The sequence below is a fragment of the Streptomyces megasporus genome, from assembly GCF_000718985.1.
Classification (GTDB): Bacteria; Actinomycetota; Actinomycetes; order Streptomycetales; family Streptomycetaceae; genus Streptomyces; species Streptomyces megasporus.
In genome coordinates, this window is the sequence record NZ_JODL01000020.1 from 76,588 (window position 1) to 93,531 (window position 16,944).

Genomic DNA, 16,944 nt, shown 5'->3' on the forward strand with positions numbered 1-16,944 from the left:
CTCCTCACCGGGCGGACGGTCGGAGCCGGCGCGCTCCTCGAATCCCGCACCCCCAGACGGGAACAGATGTTCTATTCTTGGGGCGGAGCGAGGAGGCCGCATGCGCTGGGACAACCTGGGCCACGGCGGACCGGAGGCGAGCGGCACCACGGCCGCCCTCTTCGGCGCCGACGTGGTGACCCGCACGTTCGACACCCCCGAGTTCAGGGGCATCACCTTCCACGAGGTACGGGCACGTTCGATCATCAACCGGGTGCCCGGCGCCTCCCGGATGCCGTTCGAATGGACCGTCAACCCCTACCGCGGCTGCTCACACGCCTGTGTGTACTGCTTCGCCCGCCGCAGCCACGCCTACCTGGACCTGGACACCGGCATCGGTTTCGACACCCAGATCGTGGTGAAGACCAACGCCGACCGGCTGCTGCGCCGCGAACTGGCCTCGCCCCACTGGACCGGCCGGCACATCGCGATGGGCACCAACGTCGACTGCTACCAGCGCGCCGAGGGCCGCTACCGGCTGATGCCCGGCATCCTGGCGGCCCTGCGCGACTTCGCCAACCCCTTCTCCATCCTCACCAAGGGCACGCTGATCCTGCGCGACCTGGACCTGATCCGCTCGGCCCGCGCCGTGGCGGAGGTGGGCATATCGGTGTCGGTGGCCTTCCTGGACGAGGAGCTGTGGCGCGCGGTGGAGTCGGGCGCCCCCGCCCCCGAGCGACGGCTGGACGTGGTGCGGACCCTCACCGAGCACGGCATCGGCTGCGGGGTGCTGATGGCGCCGGTGATCCCGTTCCTCTCCGACGGCCCCGACCAACTCCGCGCGACCGTCCGGGCGATCGCGGCGGCCGGCGCCACCTCCGTCACCCCTCTCGCCCTGCACCTGCGGCCGGGCGCCCGCGAGTGGTTCATGGCCTGGCTGGACCGCCACCATCCCGGTCTGGTGCGCCACTACGAGGCGCTGTACGCCGACGGCGCCTACGCGCCGAAGTGGTACCAGCGCCGCATCACCCGACAGGTGCACGAGTTGGCGGCGGAGTACGGCATCGGCCCGTCCCGGCCGGGCGCGCACCGCGCCGTCCCCGAGTCCGAACGCCGCGCCTCCGAGCCCGGGGCGGGCCCGACCCAGTTGACGCTGCTCTGACGACTCCTCCGCTGCCGCGCCGACGCCCTCGGGGCGTCCCGGCGGCGGGCGGCGTCCGTCAGGCCCTCAACTCCCGTGTCACACCTCGCGGTTCGCGCGCCGGCGGGTCCCGTCCTCTCCCGTCCGTTCCGGTCGCCCTCCCGTACGCCGGCCGCGTTCCGTCCTTCCGGTGACACTCCGACACCTCCCTCGCACGGGTGCGGCCATTGGCACGAGTGGACCGGTGACAACCCTCCCCCTGCGTTAGAGTAAGCGTGCTCGCCGACATGGTCGGCCTGCTTCCATCGCCACCTCCGGGGTCACCGCTCCGTCGTCGTCCGGCGCCTCGGGGGTGGCACACCCCCCAACACCTCCGCGAACCCCTGAAGACCATCCGGGAACCGTCGAACGGCGGGGACCGTCGGGAGAAAGGCGCGCACGATGGCCGTCTTCAAACTGCAGCTCAAGGATGGCCGGGAGAGGCTGGTCGAGGCCGGGCGGGCCGGGCGCACCGCCGACGGCCAGATCGTCATCGAGGACACCGACTCGCTGGGCGTCTGGGACTGCCTGGAGGAGTATCCGGCCGAGGACGTCAAGGCCGTCTGGCGGCGCGGGCCCGCCGAGAGCGGCATCTACACCTGGATTCCGCAGCCCGTCGAGGGCCGCTGGTGGAGCTACTGACGGGCCGCTCCCGCAGGCGGTCGCGCTCGACGCCGGTCGGCGGCTCGTCGGAGGGGAGCCGGTCGGTGATCCCGAGCAGGTCCCGCATCTCCTCCAGGGCGAAGCCCGGCGGCTTCATCCGGCGGACGACCGTCAGGCGGTCGACGTCCGAGTCGGTGTAGCGCCGGAAGCCCCCCTTTGCCGCGGGCGGAGGGGACGACCAGGCCGACTTCCTCGTGGTGCCGGATGGTGCGCGGCGACAGGCCCGTTCGCTCGGCCACCTCGCCGATCCGGATCCGCCGGCTCATCGCCGCGCTCGTTCCCTCGCCATGTGCCCTCGTCCTCCGAAACGACGCACGGAGACCGTGCGCGGTGTGGATCACCGGATCTCGGGCGCCGTTCACCCGCGACTCACAGCTTGTCGGCCCCACTCATCCCTGACGTCGGGGCGGAGTCGCCACCTGTGCCGGCGGAGCGCCGTCCCGCGGATCTTCCGGGCCATGATGCCCGACCGACGGCGTCCGCCGGCCGCCGGGTCACTCCGTGGTCAGCGGCCCGTGTCGGGCAGCGGGTTGACGGCGGTGGCCTTGAAGAAGGCGTAGTGGAAGGTGCCCCCGTCCTCCACCGTCCGGTACAGGTCGGCGATGCCCCGCCGCCAGTCGTCCTCGGTGGTCAGGCCCATGGCCAGGGCGTCGTCCCCGAGGCTTTCGAAGACGGGGATGAAGGTGCGGCGGGTGAAGCCGTCGACCATCCCCGGCAGGGTGCGGTCGGCGTAGACCGTCCGGGGGCGCACCGCGATGTCGCCGTACCCGGCGCGGGCCAGCAGCGGCTGGAGTCTGCGGCCGATCAGCGCGTCGCCGCCCGCCGCGGCCTGGAGCCGGACCTGGCAGTCGATCACCGCGCGGGCGTGGCGGCTGTCGGGGTGGAAGACCGCCGTTCCGTGGTCTCCCTCGATCACCGTGACGGTGCCGCCCGGCCGCAGCAGACGGCGCAGCGCGCACAGCGCCCGCTCCGGATCGGGCAGGTGCTCCAGCACGAAGCAGACGAAGAGGTGGTCGAAGGAGCCTTCCGGGAACGGCAGGTCGTACAGGTCGGCGCGGTGCCACTCCACCGCCGCGCCGGGGTGCTCGGCCGTCACCCTCGCCCGGGCCCGCTCCAGGGAGTCGCCGTCGACCTCGACCGCGGTGACGCGCGCGCCGGGGCTGTTCGCGACCAGGTGCACCGTCTGGGCGCCGACCCCACAGCCGACCTCCAGCACCCGACTGCCGGCGGGGTAGGCGGTGCCCTCGTGCAACAGGGCCGCCAGGGTGTCCGCCTGGTCGCGCAGTCGGCCGGTCTCCTGCTCCGAGTACCCGTGCACGTATTCGACCGTCATCGTTCCTCGCTTCCTCGTTCCTGTCCTCTCGTCAACCCTGGCCGCACAATGGTCCGGTGGACAGTGCCAATGAGGGCTCCATCGACAGGTCCAAAGCGGTGCGGGGGAGAGCTCCGCGGGACGGGGCCGCCGGGGCCGACTTCCTCCAGTTGGACGCACGTCGGGCACCGCCCGGCGGGCTGGCCGACTGGCTGGCCCGGCAGTTGCGGCTGGCGATCGCCGACGGTCGCCTGCCGGTGGGCAGCCGCCTGCCCGCCACCCGGACCCTGGCGGCGGAGCTGCGCGTGTCCCGGGGCGTGGTCACCGACGCCTACCGGCGGTTGGGCGAGGACGGACACGTCGCCGGCCGCGGGCGGGCCGGGACGGTCGTCGTCGCCGCCCCCGCCCGGACCCCCGCTCCGCCGCGGCCCGCCGGGCCCCCGTCGCCGGAGGAGGTCTTCGCGGGCGCGCCCGGCCCGGACGTCTTCGACCGGCTGCGGGCGGTGCCGGCGCGGCTCGACCTGACCCCCGGCACGCCGGACCTGGCCGCCTTCCCCCGGGCGGCCTGGCAGCGCGCCGAGCGCCGGGTCCTGGACGGGCTGGTCTCCGCCGACCTGGGGTACGGAGATCCCCGCGGGGCGCCCGTGCTCCGGTCGGCCGTCGCGGCCTGGCTGGCCCGCAACCGCGGGGTCCGGGTGACGCCCGACGAGGTGCTGATCGTCTCCGGCACCGCCCAGGCGCTCACCCTGTTCGCGCAGGTGCTGCGCGACGAAGGGGTGCGCGAGACGGCGGTGGAGGACCCCGGATCGCTCGGCGCCCGGATGCACCTGAACGCCCGCGGGCTCGCCACCCCGCCCGTCCCCGTCGACGAGGACGGCGTCCGCGTGGACGCGCTGCGCGCCTCGGGCGCCCCGACCGTCCTGCTCACCCCGGCCCACCAGTTCCCCACCGGTGTGGTGCTCGGCGGGGATCGGCGCCGCGCGCTGATGCGGTGGGCCGCGGAGGGCGGGCTGGTCCTGGAGGACGACTACGACGCCGAGCACCGCTACGACCGGCCCCCGGTCCCCGCTCTGCGGTCGATGCTCCCGGACCACGTCGTCCACTTCGGCAGCGTCTCCAAGCTGTTGGCGCCCGCCCTGCGGGTGGGGTGGGTGCTGGCCCCGCCGAGGTACCGGAACGCCTTGGCGGACGCCAAGCGGTACGCCGACCTGGGCAACGCCGTCCTGCCGCAGCTCACTTTGGCGCGACTGATGGAGTCGGGCGAGTTGGAACGTCATCTGCGCCTGCTGCGCGGGCGTCACCGGCGGCGCCGGGACGCCATGGTCGCGGCGGTCCGGGCCCACCTGCCGGGCGCGGTCGTCCACGGCGCCGCGGCGGGCCTGCACCTGACGGTCGTCCTCGACTCCTCCTCTTCCGGTTCGGCGTTCGACGACACCGAGTTCGCGGCGGCCGCCCTCGCCCGGGGCGTGAAGACGCAGCCGCTGTCCTGGCACGCCCAGCGACCGTCCCGGCCGGGGCTGGTGCTGGGCTACGCGGCCCGGACGGCGGGCGAGATCGACGAGGCGGTGGCCGTCCTGGGGGCCGTGGCGCGCGAACTCCGTTGAGGGGCGGGCCGGTTCACAGCCGGCGCAGCGCCTCCTCGGCCGCGGCGCGCAGCTCCGGGTGCTCCCGCGCGGCGCGGAGCACCGGCCGGGCCCGTGCGTCGCCGAGCGTGCCGAGCCCCTCCACGCAGGCGCGGGCCACCGGCCGGTGGTGGGCGGGGCCGGCCAACAGCCGGTCCAGGACGCGGATCAGCGTCGGCGCGGAGACGGGCGCGCGCAGGGCGGCCAGCAGCCTCACGGGGTGGAGGGCGTAGGCGGTGCGCGGTTCGTTGTCGGCGAGCGCCGCCGCGGCACGGGCGGTGCGCGGGTCGTCCAGGAGGAGCAGGGCGCGGGCGGCGGCGGCACAGCGGGCCGGGTCGCGGTGGTTGAGCAGGAAGACCAGCGTCTCGAAGGCCCGGCGGTCGCCGGCCCGGCCCAGAGCGCAGGCGGCCAGCTCACGGACCCACAACGGGCGCGCGGGGGCGGTGAGTTCGGCGGCGAGCGCGTCGCGGGCGGCGGGGGTGTCCTGTCGGGCGAGGGCGAGGAGCCGTTCGAACGGGGCCGGTTCCGCCTCGGCCCGCAACCGCGTCACCTGCTCGTCGTCCACCGCGTCCGCTCCGCCCACCGTCCGCTCCCTCCCCGGCGTCCCGCGCCGCGCTCCCCCTCGCGGTCCTTCCCTGTGGCTCTTGCCACACATCCGGAAGCGGTCTACCCACTGGCGTTCCGGTTACCCACTGGTTAGCCTGCTCATCGGAGCGGTACCCCCGCTCAGTCGGATGGTCTGGTGACGCGGCCGTCCGACGCGCAGTCGGTTTGGCACGCACGTACGCGAGTCGGGCACGGCCCAGGGACAGGGCCGCTCCGCTCGATCCCCCGGCGTACGGCGCGGGTTCGGCGCGGTCGCGCGCACCCGAGTTCCCCTCCTCGCCTTCTCTCCTCTCTCCCTTTTCCAGTCGTCACCGTCTCTTCCTCCCCTGGAGTCCCGTGATGGACCGTCCCACCCTCACCACCGTCGCCGTGATCGGCCTCGGCACCATGGGCACCGGCATCTCCGAGGTCCTGGTCCGCGCCGGCCGCGAGGTCATCGGCATCGACACCGACGAGAACGCCGCCCGCCAAGCCGTCGCCGCCCTGGAGGCGTCCACCGCGCGCGCCGTCGAGCGCGGGCGGCTCACCGATCGGGAGCGGCGGGACGCCCTCGCCCGCTTCCGCACCTTCGGCGACCTCCAGGCCGCCGCCGACGCCGACCTGGTCATCGAGGTCGTGCCGGAGGAGTACGAGCTCAAGCAGCGGGTGATCACCGCGCTGGACGGCGTCGTCAAGCCGTCCACCGTCATCGCCACCGGCACCAACGCGCTCTCGGTCACCCGGCTCGCCGCCGACTCCGCGCACCCCGAGCGCGTGTTGGGGATGCACTTCTTCAACCCGGCGCCGGCGATGAGGCTGGTGGAGATCGTCTCCAGCGTGCTGACCTCGCCCGAGGCGGTCACCGCGGTCACCGATCTCGCCCACGACCTGGGCAAGGAGCCCATCGCGGTCGGCGACCGGCCCGGTTTCGTCGCCGACGGGCTGCTGTTCGGCTACCTCAACCAGGCCGCCGCGATGTACGAGTCGCGGTACGCCACGCGCGAGGACATCGACGCCGCGATGCGGCTGGGCTGTGGTCTGCCCATGGGGCCGCTCGCCCTGCTGGACCTGATCGGCATCGACACCGCCCGCACCGTGTTGGAGGCGATGTACGCCGAGTCCCACGACCGGCTGCACGCGCCCGCGCCGATCCTCGGGCAGCTCACCGCCGCCGGTCTGACGGGCCGTAAGGCCGGGCGCGGCTTCTACACCTACCAGGCGCCGGGATCGGCGACCGTCGTGCCGGACGAGTCGACGCCCCGCGCGGGCGAGTCGGCCGGCACACCGCGCGAGGTGCGCTCCGTCGGCGTGGCGGGGTCGGGCACCATGGCGAGCGGCATCGCCGAGGTGTTCGCCAAGGCGGGCTACGACGTGGTGCTGGTCGCCCGCTCCGAGGAGAAGGCGGAGAAGGCCCGGGCCCGTATCGCCTCCTCGCTGGAGCGCTCGGTGGCCAAGGGCCGGATGACGGCCGAGGCACGCGACGAGACCCTGGCCCGGATCACCCCGGCCGGTTCGCCGGCGGCGCTGGCGGACGTCGATCTGGCGGTCGAGGCGGTGGCCGAGGACCTGGAGGTCAAGAAGGGCCTGTTCGCCACGTTGGACGAGGTGTGCAAGCCGGGCGCCGTGCTGGCCACCACCACCTCCTCGCTGCCCGTGATCGCCTGCGCCCGCGCCACCTCGCGCCCGCGGGACGTGATCGGCATGCACTTCTTCAACCCGGCGCCGGCGATGAAGCTGGTCGAGGTCGTCCGCACGGTGCTGACCTCCGACGACGTCCACGCCACGGTGCGCGAGGTGTGCGCGCGGATCCGCAAGCACCCGGTGGACTGCGGCGACCGGGCGGGCTTCATCGTCAACGCGCTGCTGTTCCCGTACCTGAACAACGCGATCAAGATGGTGCAGGAGCACTACGCGAGCATGGACGACATCGATGCGGCCATGAAGCTCGGCGGCGGCTACCCGATGGGCCCGTTCGAGCTGCTCGACGTGGTCGGTCTGGACGTCTCCCTGGCGATCGAGCGGGTGCTGCACCAGGAGTTCCGCGAGCCGGGCCTGGCCCCGGCCCCACTGCTGGAGCACCTGGTGGCGGCGGGCTGCCTGGGCCGCAAGACCGGGCGGGGCTTCCGCGAGTACGCGAGGCGGTGATCCCGGCGGTCCCGGTGTTCCCACCCCACTCGGATTCCGGGTGGGGTGGGCTGCTGGAGCCCGGTGGATCGCCCGCGGGGCGCAGGGCGCCGTGTAACGTTCCCCACATGGCCCAGCCCGTGAAACCCGCTCGTCCGCACGTGCCCAATCAGCGCCTGAAGATGCGCCGTGAGCTGGCCGCCGCCGCGATGGAGCTCTTCGCCACCAAGGGCTACGAGGAGACCACGGTCGACGAGATCGCGGCGGCGGCGGGTGTGGCCCGCCGCACCTTCTTCCGGCACTTCCGCTCCAAGGAAGAGGCGATCTTCCCCGATCACGACGACACCCTGGAGCGGGCCAAGGCGGTGCTGGACGCCGCGCCCGCCCACGAGAACCCGCTGGACACCGTCTGCCGCGGCATCAAGGAAGTCCTGAAGATGTACGCGGACTCCCCGGAGATCTCGGTGGCGCGCTACAAGCTCACCCGCCAGGTCCCCACCCTGCGCGAGCGGGAGATCGCGTCCGTGTCGCGCTACGAGCGGCTGTTCACCCGCTACCTGCTGGGCCACTTCGACGAGGCCCACCGGGACGGGGGCGAGGGGGAGGACGGGCTCGACGAGCCGCTGCTCGCCGAGGTCGCCGCCTCGGCGGTGGTCACCGCGCACAACCACGTGCTGCGGCGGTGGCTGCGCGCGGGCGGCGAGGGCGACGTGGAGGCCCAGCTCGACCGTGCCTTCGCGATCGTACGGCGGACCTTCGGCACCGGCTTCGTCGCCGGCAGAGCGGCGGCCTCGGAGTCGTCGCCCGCGGCCTCCGCCGGGGCCGGGAACGAGGTGCTGGTGACGGTGGCGCGCACGGACGCCCCGTTGGGAGAGGTCATGCGCGCGATCGAGCAGGCCCTGCGCCAGAGCTGAGGGCCGCACCCCGACGCGGCACGCGGCACCCCCGAGGAACGGCGCCGGCGGGAAGAGCCTGCCGAAGTCAACTGCCCGGCCCTTCAAGGAGATTCACGAAAACCCCACAGAGACGACGAGCGACCACGGCCGCCTCCCCCTCGGGAGGCGGCCGTGGTCGCTCATGCGTGCGCGGCCAATGACACTTGAGAGAAATTGTTGGCACGCAGTGTCTTGTTTCCTGGCACGCAGTGCCATAACGTGAGCCGTGTCCGGGCACTGTCCCCGCGGCCACTCCGCGCGTCCGGACGCCTGCGTCACAGGCCTTCAGCGCTACCGCGCCGAGCCGCAGCACCACCGCCGAACCGACGGCACCAGCAGCTCAACGAGAAACAGACAGACCCCAGCGACCCCTCAAGCGTCTTGACACGCTCGCCGGAGGCCCACGTGAAGGAAATCCTGGACGCGATCCTCGCGTCGGACAGCACGCCCGCAGACTTCGAGAACCTCCCCCTTCCCGAGTCGTACCGCGCGGTGACCGTGCACAAGGACGAGGTCGAGATGTTCGCCGGCCTGCCCACCCGTGACAAGGACCCGCGCAAGTCGCTGCACCTGGACGACGTGCCGGTGCCGGAACTGGGCCCGGGCGAGGCCCTGGTGGCGGTCATGGCCAGCTCCGTGAACTACAACTCGGTGTGGACCTCGATCTTCGAGCCCCTGCCGACCTTCGGCTTCCTGGAGCGCTACGGGCGCACCTCTCCGCTGGCCAAGCGCCACGACCTGCCGTACCACATCATCGGCTCCGACCTGGCGGGCGTGGTGCTGCGCACCGGCCCCGGCGTCAACGCCTGGCGACCCGGCGACGAGGTCGTCGCGCACTGCCTGTCGGTGGAGCTGGAGAGCGCCGACGGCCACGACGACACCATGCTCGACCCCGAGCAGCGCATCTGGGGCTTCGAGACCAACTTCGGCGGCCTGGCCGAGATAGCCCTGGTGAAGTCCAACCAGCTCATGCCCAAGCCCAAGCACCTGACCTGGGAGGAGGCCGCCGCCCCCGGCCTGGTCAACTCCACCGCCTACCGGCAGTTGGTCTCCCGCAACGGCGCCGGGATGAAGCAGGGCGACAACGTGCTCATCTGGGGCGCCTCGGGCGGTCTGGGCTCCTACGCCACCCAGTTCGCGCTCGCCGGCGGCGCCACCCCGATCTGCGTGGTCTCCAGCGAGAAGAAGGCGGAGATCTGCCGCTCCATGGGCGCCGAGGCGATCATCGACCGCTCCGCCGAGGGCTACCGGTTCTGGAAGGACGAGAACACCCAGGACCCCAAGGAGTGGAAGCGCTTCGGGGCGCGCATCCGCGAGCTGACCGGCGGCGAGGACGTGGACATCGTCTTCGAGCACCCCGGCCGGGAGACCTTCGGCGCCTCCGTCTACGTCACCCGCAAGGGCGGCACGATCGTCACCTGCGCCTCGACCTCCGGCTACATGCACAGCTACGACAACCGCTACCTGTGGATGAACCTCAAGCGGATCGTCGGCTCGCACTTCGCCAACTACCGCGAGGCGTGGGAGGCCAACCGCCTCATCGCCAAGGGGAAGATCCACCCCACGTTGTCGAAGACCTACCCGCTGCACGAGACCGGCCAGGCCGCCCACGACGTGCACCGCAACGTCCACCAGGGCAAGGTCGGCGTGCTGTGCCTGGCCCCGCGGGAGGGCCTGGGCGTCCGCGACGCGGAGACGCGCGAGAAGCACCTCCCCGCGATCAACCGCTTCCGGAACGTGTGAGGTCGCCCCATGGCCGAACCCCGTGACGCGAGCGCACCGAAGAGCGCCACCCCCTCGTCCGGTTCCCCCTCGCCGGCCACCCCCTCGGGCGTGAACGAGCCAAAGGGCGCGCCGGTGTCGAAAGGGGTGAGGAGGAGGGAGCGAGGAACGAGCGACCGTGCGACGAACCCCGTCGGCACCGGATCAATGGGGGCCCCTCCCAGCGGTAGCTGGGGGAGCCCGGAGGCGAGTGAACACAAAAAAAGAGACCGTCCGTGGCTGATGCGGACGTACGCCGGGCACTCCACCGCCGAGGCGTCCAACGAGCTGTACCGGCGCAACCTCGCCAAGGGGCAGACCGGTCTGTCGGTCGCGTTCGACCTGCCGACGCAGACCGGCTACGACCCCGACCACGTCCTCGCCCGCGGTGAGGTTGGCCGGGTCGGCGTGCCGGTCTGTCACCTCGGCGACATGCGGCGGCTGTTCCAGGACATTCCCCTGGAGCGGATGAACACCTCGATGACCATCAACGCCACCGCCATGTGGCTGCTCGCGCTGTACCAGGTGGTCGCCGAGGAGCAGGGCGCGGACGTCGCCAGGCTGTCGGGGACGACGCAGAACGACATCGTCAAGGAGTACCTCTCGCGCGGGACGCACGTCTTCCCGCCGGGTCCCTCCCTGCGTCTGACCACCGACGTGATCGCCTACACCGTGGCGAACATCCCCAAGTGGAACCCGATCAACATCTGCAGCTACCACCTGCAGGAGGCCGGGGCCACTCCGGTGCAGGAGATCGCGTACGCCATGTCGACGGCCATCGCGGTCCTCGACGCGGTGCGCGACTCGGGGCAGGTGCCGCCGGAGAAGTTCGGCGACGTCGTCGCCCGCATCTCCTTCTTCGTCAACGCGGGCGTCCGCTTCGTCGAGGAGATGTGCAAGATGCGGGCCTTCACCCGCATCTGGGACCGGATCACCCGTGAGCGGTACGGCGTGGAGGACCCCAGGCAGCGCCGCTTCCGCTACGGCGTCCAGGTCAACTCGCTCGGTCTGACCGAGGCGCAGCCGGAGAACAACGTCCAGCGGATCGTGCTGGAGATGCTGGCCGTCACCCTCTCCAAGGACGCTCGGGCCCGCGCCGTGCAACTGCCCGCCTGGAACGAGGCGCTGGGTCTGCCCCGGCCCTGGGACCAGCAGTGGTCGCTGCGCATCCAACAGGTCCTGGCCCACGAGAGCGACCTGCTGGAGTACGACGACCTGTTCGCCGGGTCGCACGTGGTCGAGGCCAAGACCGCCGAGCTGGCCGAGGGCGCGTGGGCCGAGATCGAGCGCATCCAGGAGATGGGCGGCGCCATGGCGGCCGTGGAGTCCGGCTATCTGAAGTCGCGGCTGGTCGCCTCGCACGCCGAGCGCCGGGCCCGCATCGAGTCCGGCGAGGAGAAGATCGTCGGGGTCAACTGCTTCGAGTCCACCGAGCCGAATCCGCTCACCGCCGACCTGGACACGGCGATCATAACGGTGGACCCGACCGTCGAGGCCACCGTGGTGGCCTCCCTCCACCGCTGGCGCGAGACGCGGGACGAGGCTCGGGCCCAGCAGGCCCTGGCCGAGTTGAAGCGGGCCGCCGCGGGCGAGGTCAACCTGATGCCGGCCACCCTGGAGTGCGCCCGCGCCGGGGTGACCACCGGCGAGTGGGCCTGGGCGCTGCGGGACGTCTTCGGCGAGTACCGGGCCCCCACCGGGGTGAGCTCGGCGCCGGTGACGGCCCCCGCCGAGGAGGGCTCCACGCTCGCCGCCGTGCGGGCCAAGGTGGACGCCACCGCGGCCGAGCTGGGCGTCGGCAGGCTGCGGCTGCTGGTCGGCAAGCCCGGCCTGGACGGGCACAGCAACGGTGCCGAGCAGATCGCCGTACGGGCGCGCGACGCGGGCTTCGAGGTGGTCTACCAGGGCATCCGGCTCACTCCCGAGCAGATCGTCTCGGCGGCCGTCGCCGAGGACGTGCACTGCGTCGGGCTGTCGATCCTCTCCGGCTCGCACACGGAACTGGTCCCCGACGTGCTGGACCGACTGCGCCGGGCGGGCGCGGGAGAGGTGCCCGTCATCGTCGGCGGCATCATCCCTCCCGCCGACGCCGAGGCGCTGCGCTCCACCGGAGTCGCCGCGGTCTTCACCCCGAAGGACTTCGGCATCACGGAGATCATCGGCCGTATCGTCGACGAGATCCGCATCGCGAACAAGCTCGACCCCCTGGAGGTCCCCGCATGACCACCGCTCCTTCCGCAGAGACAGCCGGCGCGGGCGTGAACCGGCTGCGTCCGCGCCGCTCCTGTCTGGCCGTGCCGGGAAGCAACCCGCGCTTCCTGGAGAAGGCCCAGGGCCTGGCGGCCGACCAGGTCTTCCTGGACCTGGAGGACGCCTGCGCGCCGCTGGCCAAGCCCGAGGCCCGGCACACCATCGTGAAGTTCCTCAACGAGGGCGACTGGACGGGCAAGACCCGGGTCGTGCGGGTGAACGACTGGACGACGCACTGGACGTACCGCGACGTGGTCACGGTCGTCGAGGGCGCCGGCCCCAACCTGGACTGCATCATGCTGCCGAAGGTGCAGGACGCCGCCCAGGTGAAGGCGCTGGACCTGCTGCTGACCCAGATCGAGAAGACGATGGGCTTCGACGTCGGCCGCATCGGCATCGAGGCGCAGATCGAGAACGCCAAGGGCCTGGTGAACGTCGACGAGATCGCGGCGGCCTCACCAAGGCTGGAGACCATCATCTTCGGCCCGGCCGACTTCATGGCCTCCATCAACATGAAGTCCCTGGTCGTGGGCGAGCAGCCGCCGGGCTACCCGGCCGACGCCTACCACTACATCCTGATGCGCATCCTGATGGCGGCCCGCGCCAACGACCTCCAGGCGATCGACGGGCCGTACCTGCAGATCCGCAACGTGGACGGCTTCCGCGAGGTGGCCGGGCGCGCCGCCGCGCTCGGCTTCGACGGCAAGTGGGTGCTGCACCCGGGCCAGGTCGAGGCCGCCAACGAGATCTTCTCCCCCTCCCAGGAGGACTACGACCACGCCGAGCTGATCCTCGACGCCTACGAGTACTTCACCTCCGAGGCGGGCGGCAAGAAGGGCTCGGCGATGCTCGGCGACGAGATGATCGACGAGGCCAGCCGCAAGATGGCGCTGGTCATCGCGGGCAAGGGCCGGGCCGCCGGCCTGAAGCGGACCAGCAAGTTCGAGCCGCCGGCCGACTGAGCCCCCACGGCCCCCACGGGAACGGGCCGCCCCGTCCCCCGTCGCCCCGTCTTCCCCCGGGCGACGGGCCGGGGCGGCCCGAAGCCACCCGCCGTCCGTCCACCACACCACCGGAGAGTCACACCATGCAGTTCGGCCGCACCTACGAGGAGTTCGAGGTCGGTGACGTCTACAAGCACTGGCCCGGCAAGACGGTCACGGAGTACGACGACCACCTCTTCTGTCTGCTGACCATGAACCACCACCCGCTCCACATGGACGCCCACTACGCCGAGAGGACGACGGACTTCGGCCGGAACGTGGTGGTCGGCAACTACGTCTACTCCCTGCTGCTGGGCATGTCCGTGCCGGACGTCTCCGGCAAGGCGATCGCCAACCTGGAGATCGAGTCGCTGCGGCACGTGGCGCCGACCTTCCACGGCGACACGATCTACGGCGAGACCACCGTTTTGGACAAGGTCCCGTCGAAGTCCAAGTCCGACCGCGGCATCGTCCACGTCGAGACCCGGGGCTACAAGCAGGACGGAACGTTGGTGTGCGTCTTCCGCCGCAAGGTGATGGTGCCCACCGCCGAGTACATCGCCGAGCGCGGGGGAGAGCAGCCCGGCCGTCCCGAGCCGCGCGTGCCGGAGAAGAAGGGTGAGAAGTGAGATGGGTCGCCTGGCGCAGACCGAGGGACTGACGGACGTCCAGAAGGAGATCGTCTCCACCGTCCGCGACTTCGTCGACAAGGAGATACTTCCGGTCGCCGGCGAGCTGGAGCACCGGGACGAGTACCCGACCCGGATCGTGGAGGGCCTGAAGGAGCTGGGGATCTTCGGCCTGATGATCCCCGAGGAGTACGGCGGCCTGGGCGAGTCGCTGCTCACCTACGCCCTGTGCGTGGAGGAGATCGCCCGTGGCTGGATGAGCGTCTCCGGCATCATCAACACCCATTTCATCGTCGCGTACATGCTCAAGCAGCACGGCACGGACGAGCAGAAGGAGTACTTCCTGCCGAGGATGGCGGCCGGCGAGGTCCGGGGCGCCTTCTCGATGTCCGAGCCGGGCCTGGGCTCGGACGTGTCGGCGATCACCACCAAGGGCGTGCGCGACGGCGACGAGTACGTTCTGACCGGCCAGAAGATGTGGCTGACCAACGGCGGCACGTCCTCGCTGGTGGCGGTGCTCTGCCGGACCGACGAGGGGCACCCCCAGGACACTCCCCCGCACAAGTCGATGACCACCTTCCTGATCGAGAAGGAGCCCGGGTTCGGCGAGGTCAAGCCGGGTCTGACGATCCCCGGCAAGATCGACAAGATGGGCTACAAGGGTGTCGACACCACCGAGCTGATCCTGGACGGGCTGCGCGTCCCGGCGAACCGGGTGCTCGGGGGCGAGACCGGCCGCGGCTTCTACCAGATGATGGACGGCGTCGAGGTCGGTCGGGTGAACGTGGCCGCCCGCGGCTGCGGCGTGGCGCAGCGCGCCTTCGAGCTGGGCATCGCCTACGCCCAGCAGCGGCACACCTTCGGGAAGCCCATCGCCCAGCATCAGGCGATTCAGTTCAAGTTGGCCGAAATGGCCACCAAGGTGGAGGCGGCGCACGCCCTGATGGTCAACGCCGCGCGGAAGAAGGACTCCGGCCGGCGCAACGACCTGGAGGCGGGCATGGCCAAATACCTCGCCTCGGAGTACTGCAAGGAGGTCGTGGAGGACGCCTTCCGCATCCACGGCGGTTACGGTTTCTCCAAGGAGTACGAGATCGAGCGGCTCTACCGCGAGGCTCCGATGCTCCTCATCGGCGAAGGCACTGCCGAGATCCAGAAGATGATCGTGGGACGCCGACTCCTGGAGGAGTACAGGCTCCAGGGGTAGGATGCCTCCTTCGGGGTGTTCTCCCTCCGCGGGAAGCACCCCGACCGGGGCCTCCCGGAGAGTTCCCGGTCCGGACTGGCGCTCTGGCTTGCCCAGTTGCCACCGGTAACCGATAGCATCCCGGAAAGCCGCCGTCCCCGTGTATCCGCGGCACCCTCCGCTACGAAGGTCTTCCATGCCCCACAGCCCATCCTCTGCACAACGCGGCCGAATCCGTCTCGCGCGCGGAGCGTCGCCGTGGCTCCTCCCGACCGTGGCCACCGCAGCCCTCTCCCTGGCCCGCGCCAGGCGCTCGAAGGGCGCCGCGGTCGCCGCCGTGCCCGCCACCGCCCTCGCGGCGGGCATGTTGTGGTTCTTCCGCGACCCCGAGCGGGAGATCGCCCAGGGCCGTGTCCTCTCCCCTGCCGACGGCGTGGTGCAGAGCATCATGCCGTGGAAGGACGGACGCACCCGCGTCGCGATCTTCATGAGCCCGCTGAACGTCCACGTCAACCGCGCCCCGCTGGCCGGCACGGTGACGTCCGTGGAGCACGTCCCCGGCGGGTTCGTCCCGGCGTTCAACAAGGAGAGCGAGAACAACGAGCGCGTCGTCTGGCACTTCGACACCGAACTGGGCGACATCGAGATGGTCCAGATCGCCGGGGCCGTGGCCCGACGGATCGTGCCGTACGTCGAGGAGGGAACGAAGGTCGAGCAGGGCGAGCGGATCGGTCTGATCCGCTTCGGCTCGCGCGTGGACCTCTACCTCCCGGAGGGCGTCGAGGTCGACGTCGAGGTCGGCCAGGCCACGACCGCGGGGGTGACTCGCCTTGACCGTGATTGATCCCGGCAACCGCGCCTGGGTGCCCGAGGCGGAGGTCGAGGACGCCGCCGACGACGAGATGGACGACATGCCGCTGTCGATGCGGCTGTCGATAGCCGACGCGCTCACCCTCGGCAACGCCACCTGCGGTTTCATGGCGGTGTACTTCACCACCACGGGTGTGCTGATCCCGCACCTGACCGGCGACGGCGGGACGGCTCGGCACGGCGCCGCGACCGCGGTGATGCTGATGCTGCTGGCGTCGGTGTTCGACCTCTTCGACGGGCTCGTGGCGCGCAAGCTGCGCAGCTCGGCGATGGGCGCGGAGCTGGACAACCTCTCCGACCTGGTCAGCTTCGGGCTGGCGCCCGCGTACTTCGTGCTGGTCTGGGGCATGGTCGCCAACGACGCGCACCAGGGCGTCTCGGTGCTCGCCGCGGTCGTGGTGCTGCTGGCGGTGGTGCTGAGGCTGGCGAGATTCTCCTGCCTCACCCTGCCCAACGGGGTGTTCCAGGGCATGCCCAGCCCCTTCGGGGCGCTGACGGTCGTCTCCATCGTGCTGCTGGAGCTGCCGTTCGTCCCCACGCTGCTGGCGATCGTCGGGGTGGCCTGGCTGATGGTGAGCCGGGTCGAGTACCCCAAGCCGCGCGGTGTGCTGGCGGTGGCGATGCTCGGTTGGATCGTGCTGAGCATGGGCCTGCTGACGGCCTGGGCCTTCGACGCCCCGGGCGGCGAGCTGCTGCTGGAGACCGGCTGCGCGCTCCAACTGGTGCTGGGCGCGGTGATCCCGCTGTTCGCCACCGCGCGGCGGGTGAACGCCTTCCGTGACAACCGCCGCGAGGCGCGGGCGGCGGCCAAGGCTTAGCCGGAGGACGGCCGGTTCACTCGGGCGCCGGACGGGTTCACACCCGT

The 16,944-nt window shown here is 71.7% G+C and carries 14 protein-coding genes and 1 pseudogene; 12 read left to right on the plus strand and 3 right to left on the minus strand.

The genetic code is table 11. The features are described from left to right. The first annotated feature begins 100 nt into the window (after positions 1-100). Positions 101-1,141, plus strand: a complete 1,041-nt coding sequence (locus IF47_RS0117955; protein WP_031509831.1) for an Rv2578c family radical SAM protein — start codon at positions 101-103, stop codon at positions 1,139-1,141. A 420-nt stretch (positions 1,142-1,561) separates the two neighbouring features. Continuing rightward, positions 1,562-1,801 carry a hypothetical protein gene (locus IF47_RS0117960; RefSeq protein WP_031509832.1) on the plus strand — a complete coding sequence of 80 codons (240 nt, stop codon included), beginning with the start codon at positions 1,562-1,564 and terminating at the stop codon, positions 1,799-1,801. Here the strand turns inward: IF47_RS0117960 and IF47_RS29585 are convergent. Both IF47_RS29585 and IF47_RS0117965 read right to left on the minus strand, forming a co-directional pair. Further along, a pseudogene (locus IF47_RS29585) lies at positions 1,713-2,088 on the minus strand (MerR family transcriptional regulator). The gene IF47_RS0117960 and the pseudogene IF47_RS29585 sit on opposite strands and share 89 nt — an antisense overlap. A 239-nt stretch (positions 2,089-2,327) precedes the next feature. After that, positions 2,328-3,155 (minus strand): methyltransferase domain-containing protein, encoded by an 828-nt coding sequence (locus IF47_RS0117965; protein ID WP_031509833.1) that lies wholly within the window; start codon positions 3,153-3,155, stop codon positions 2,328-2,330. A 56-nt stretch (positions 3,156-3,211) separates the two neighbouring features. Between IF47_RS0117965 and pdxR the strand changes: the two genes are divergently transcribed. Continuing rightward, a complete protein-coding gene (gene pdxR, locus IF47_RS0117970; RefSeq protein ID WP_425423610.1) occupies positions 3,212-4,738 on the plus strand; it encodes a MocR-like pyridoxine biosynthesis transcription factor PdxR in 1,527 nt (508 codons plus the stop codon). Between the two features lie 13 nt (positions 4,739-4,751). Here the strand turns inward: pdxR and IF47_RS0117975 are convergent, their stop codons facing one another. Beyond that, complete coding sequence (locus IF47_RS0117975) at positions 4,752-5,339, minus strand: HEAT repeat domain-containing protein (RefSeq protein ID WP_245641153.1); 588 nt, start codon at positions 5,337-5,339, stop codon at positions 4,752-4,754. A 362-nt stretch (positions 5,340-5,701) separates the two neighbouring features. Here IF47_RS0117975 and IF47_RS0117980 point away from each other — a divergent pair, with 362 nt between their 5' ends. The 9 genes from IF47_RS0117980 to pssA all read left to right on the plus strand — a co-directional run bounded on the left by IF47_RS0117980 (position 5,702) and on the right by pssA (position 16,897). After that, entirely contained in the window at positions 5,702-7,486 is a 1,785-nt protein-coding gene (locus IF47_RS0117980; RefSeq protein WP_031509836.1) for a 3-hydroxyacyl-CoA dehydrogenase family protein, read from the plus strand. 107 nt (positions 7,487-7,593) lie between these two features. Next, positions 7,594-8,379: a TetR family transcriptional regulator gene (locus tag IF47_RS0117985; protein ID WP_051717839.1), complete on the plus strand. Its 786-nt coding sequence runs from the start codon at positions 7,594-7,596 to the stop codon at positions 8,377-8,379. 426 nt (positions 8,380-8,805) lie between these two features. After that, positions 8,806-10,143: a crotonyl-CoA carboxylase/reductase gene (ccrA, locus tag IF47_RS0117990; protein ID WP_031509838.1), complete on the plus strand. Its 1,338-nt coding sequence runs from the start codon at positions 8,806-8,808 to the stop codon at positions 10,141-10,143. A 186-nt stretch (positions 10,144-10,329) separates the two neighbouring features. Further along, positions 10,330-12,384: a protein meaA gene (locus tag IF47_RS0117995; protein WP_078591928.1), complete on the plus strand. Its 2,055-nt coding sequence runs from the start codon at positions 10,330-10,332 to the stop codon at positions 12,382-12,384. Next, positions 12,381-13,373 carry an HpcH/HpaI aldolase/citrate lyase family protein gene (locus IF47_RS0118000; RefSeq protein ID WP_051717840.1) on the plus strand — a complete coding sequence of 331 codons (993 nt, stop codon included), beginning with the start codon at positions 12,381-12,383 and terminating at the stop codon, positions 13,371-13,373. The genes IF47_RS0117995 and IF47_RS0118000 overlap by 4 nt, the downstream gene beginning before the upstream one ends. 125 nt (positions 13,374-13,498) lie before the next feature. After that, positions 13,499-14,023 (plus strand): MaoC family dehydratase, encoded by a 525-nt coding sequence (locus IF47_RS0118005; protein WP_031509841.1) that lies wholly within the window; start codon positions 13,499-13,501, stop codon positions 14,021-14,023. 1 nt (position 14,024) lies between these two features. Further along, the gene (locus IF47_RS0118010) at positions 14,025-15,230 is read left to right on the plus strand and encodes an acyl-CoA dehydrogenase family protein (RefSeq protein WP_031509842.1); all 1,206 of its coding nucleotides are present in this window, start codon (positions 14,025-14,027) and stop codon (positions 15,228-15,230) included. A gap of 175 nt (positions 15,231-15,405) precedes the next feature. Continuing rightward, positions 15,406-16,053, plus strand: coding sequence for a phosphatidylserine decarboxylase (locus IF47_RS0118015; RefSeq protein WP_031509843.1), 648 nt, complete (start codon positions 15,406-15,408; stop codon positions 16,051-16,053). Continuing rightward, a complete protein-coding gene (gene pssA, locus IF47_RS0118020; RefSeq protein WP_031509844.1) occupies positions 16,040-16,897 on the plus strand; it encodes a CDP-diacylglycerol--serine O-phosphatidyltransferase in 858 nt (285 codons plus the stop codon). The genes IF47_RS0118015 and pssA overlap by 14 nt, the downstream gene beginning before the upstream one ends. Positions 16,898-16,944 lie beyond the last annotated feature (47 nt).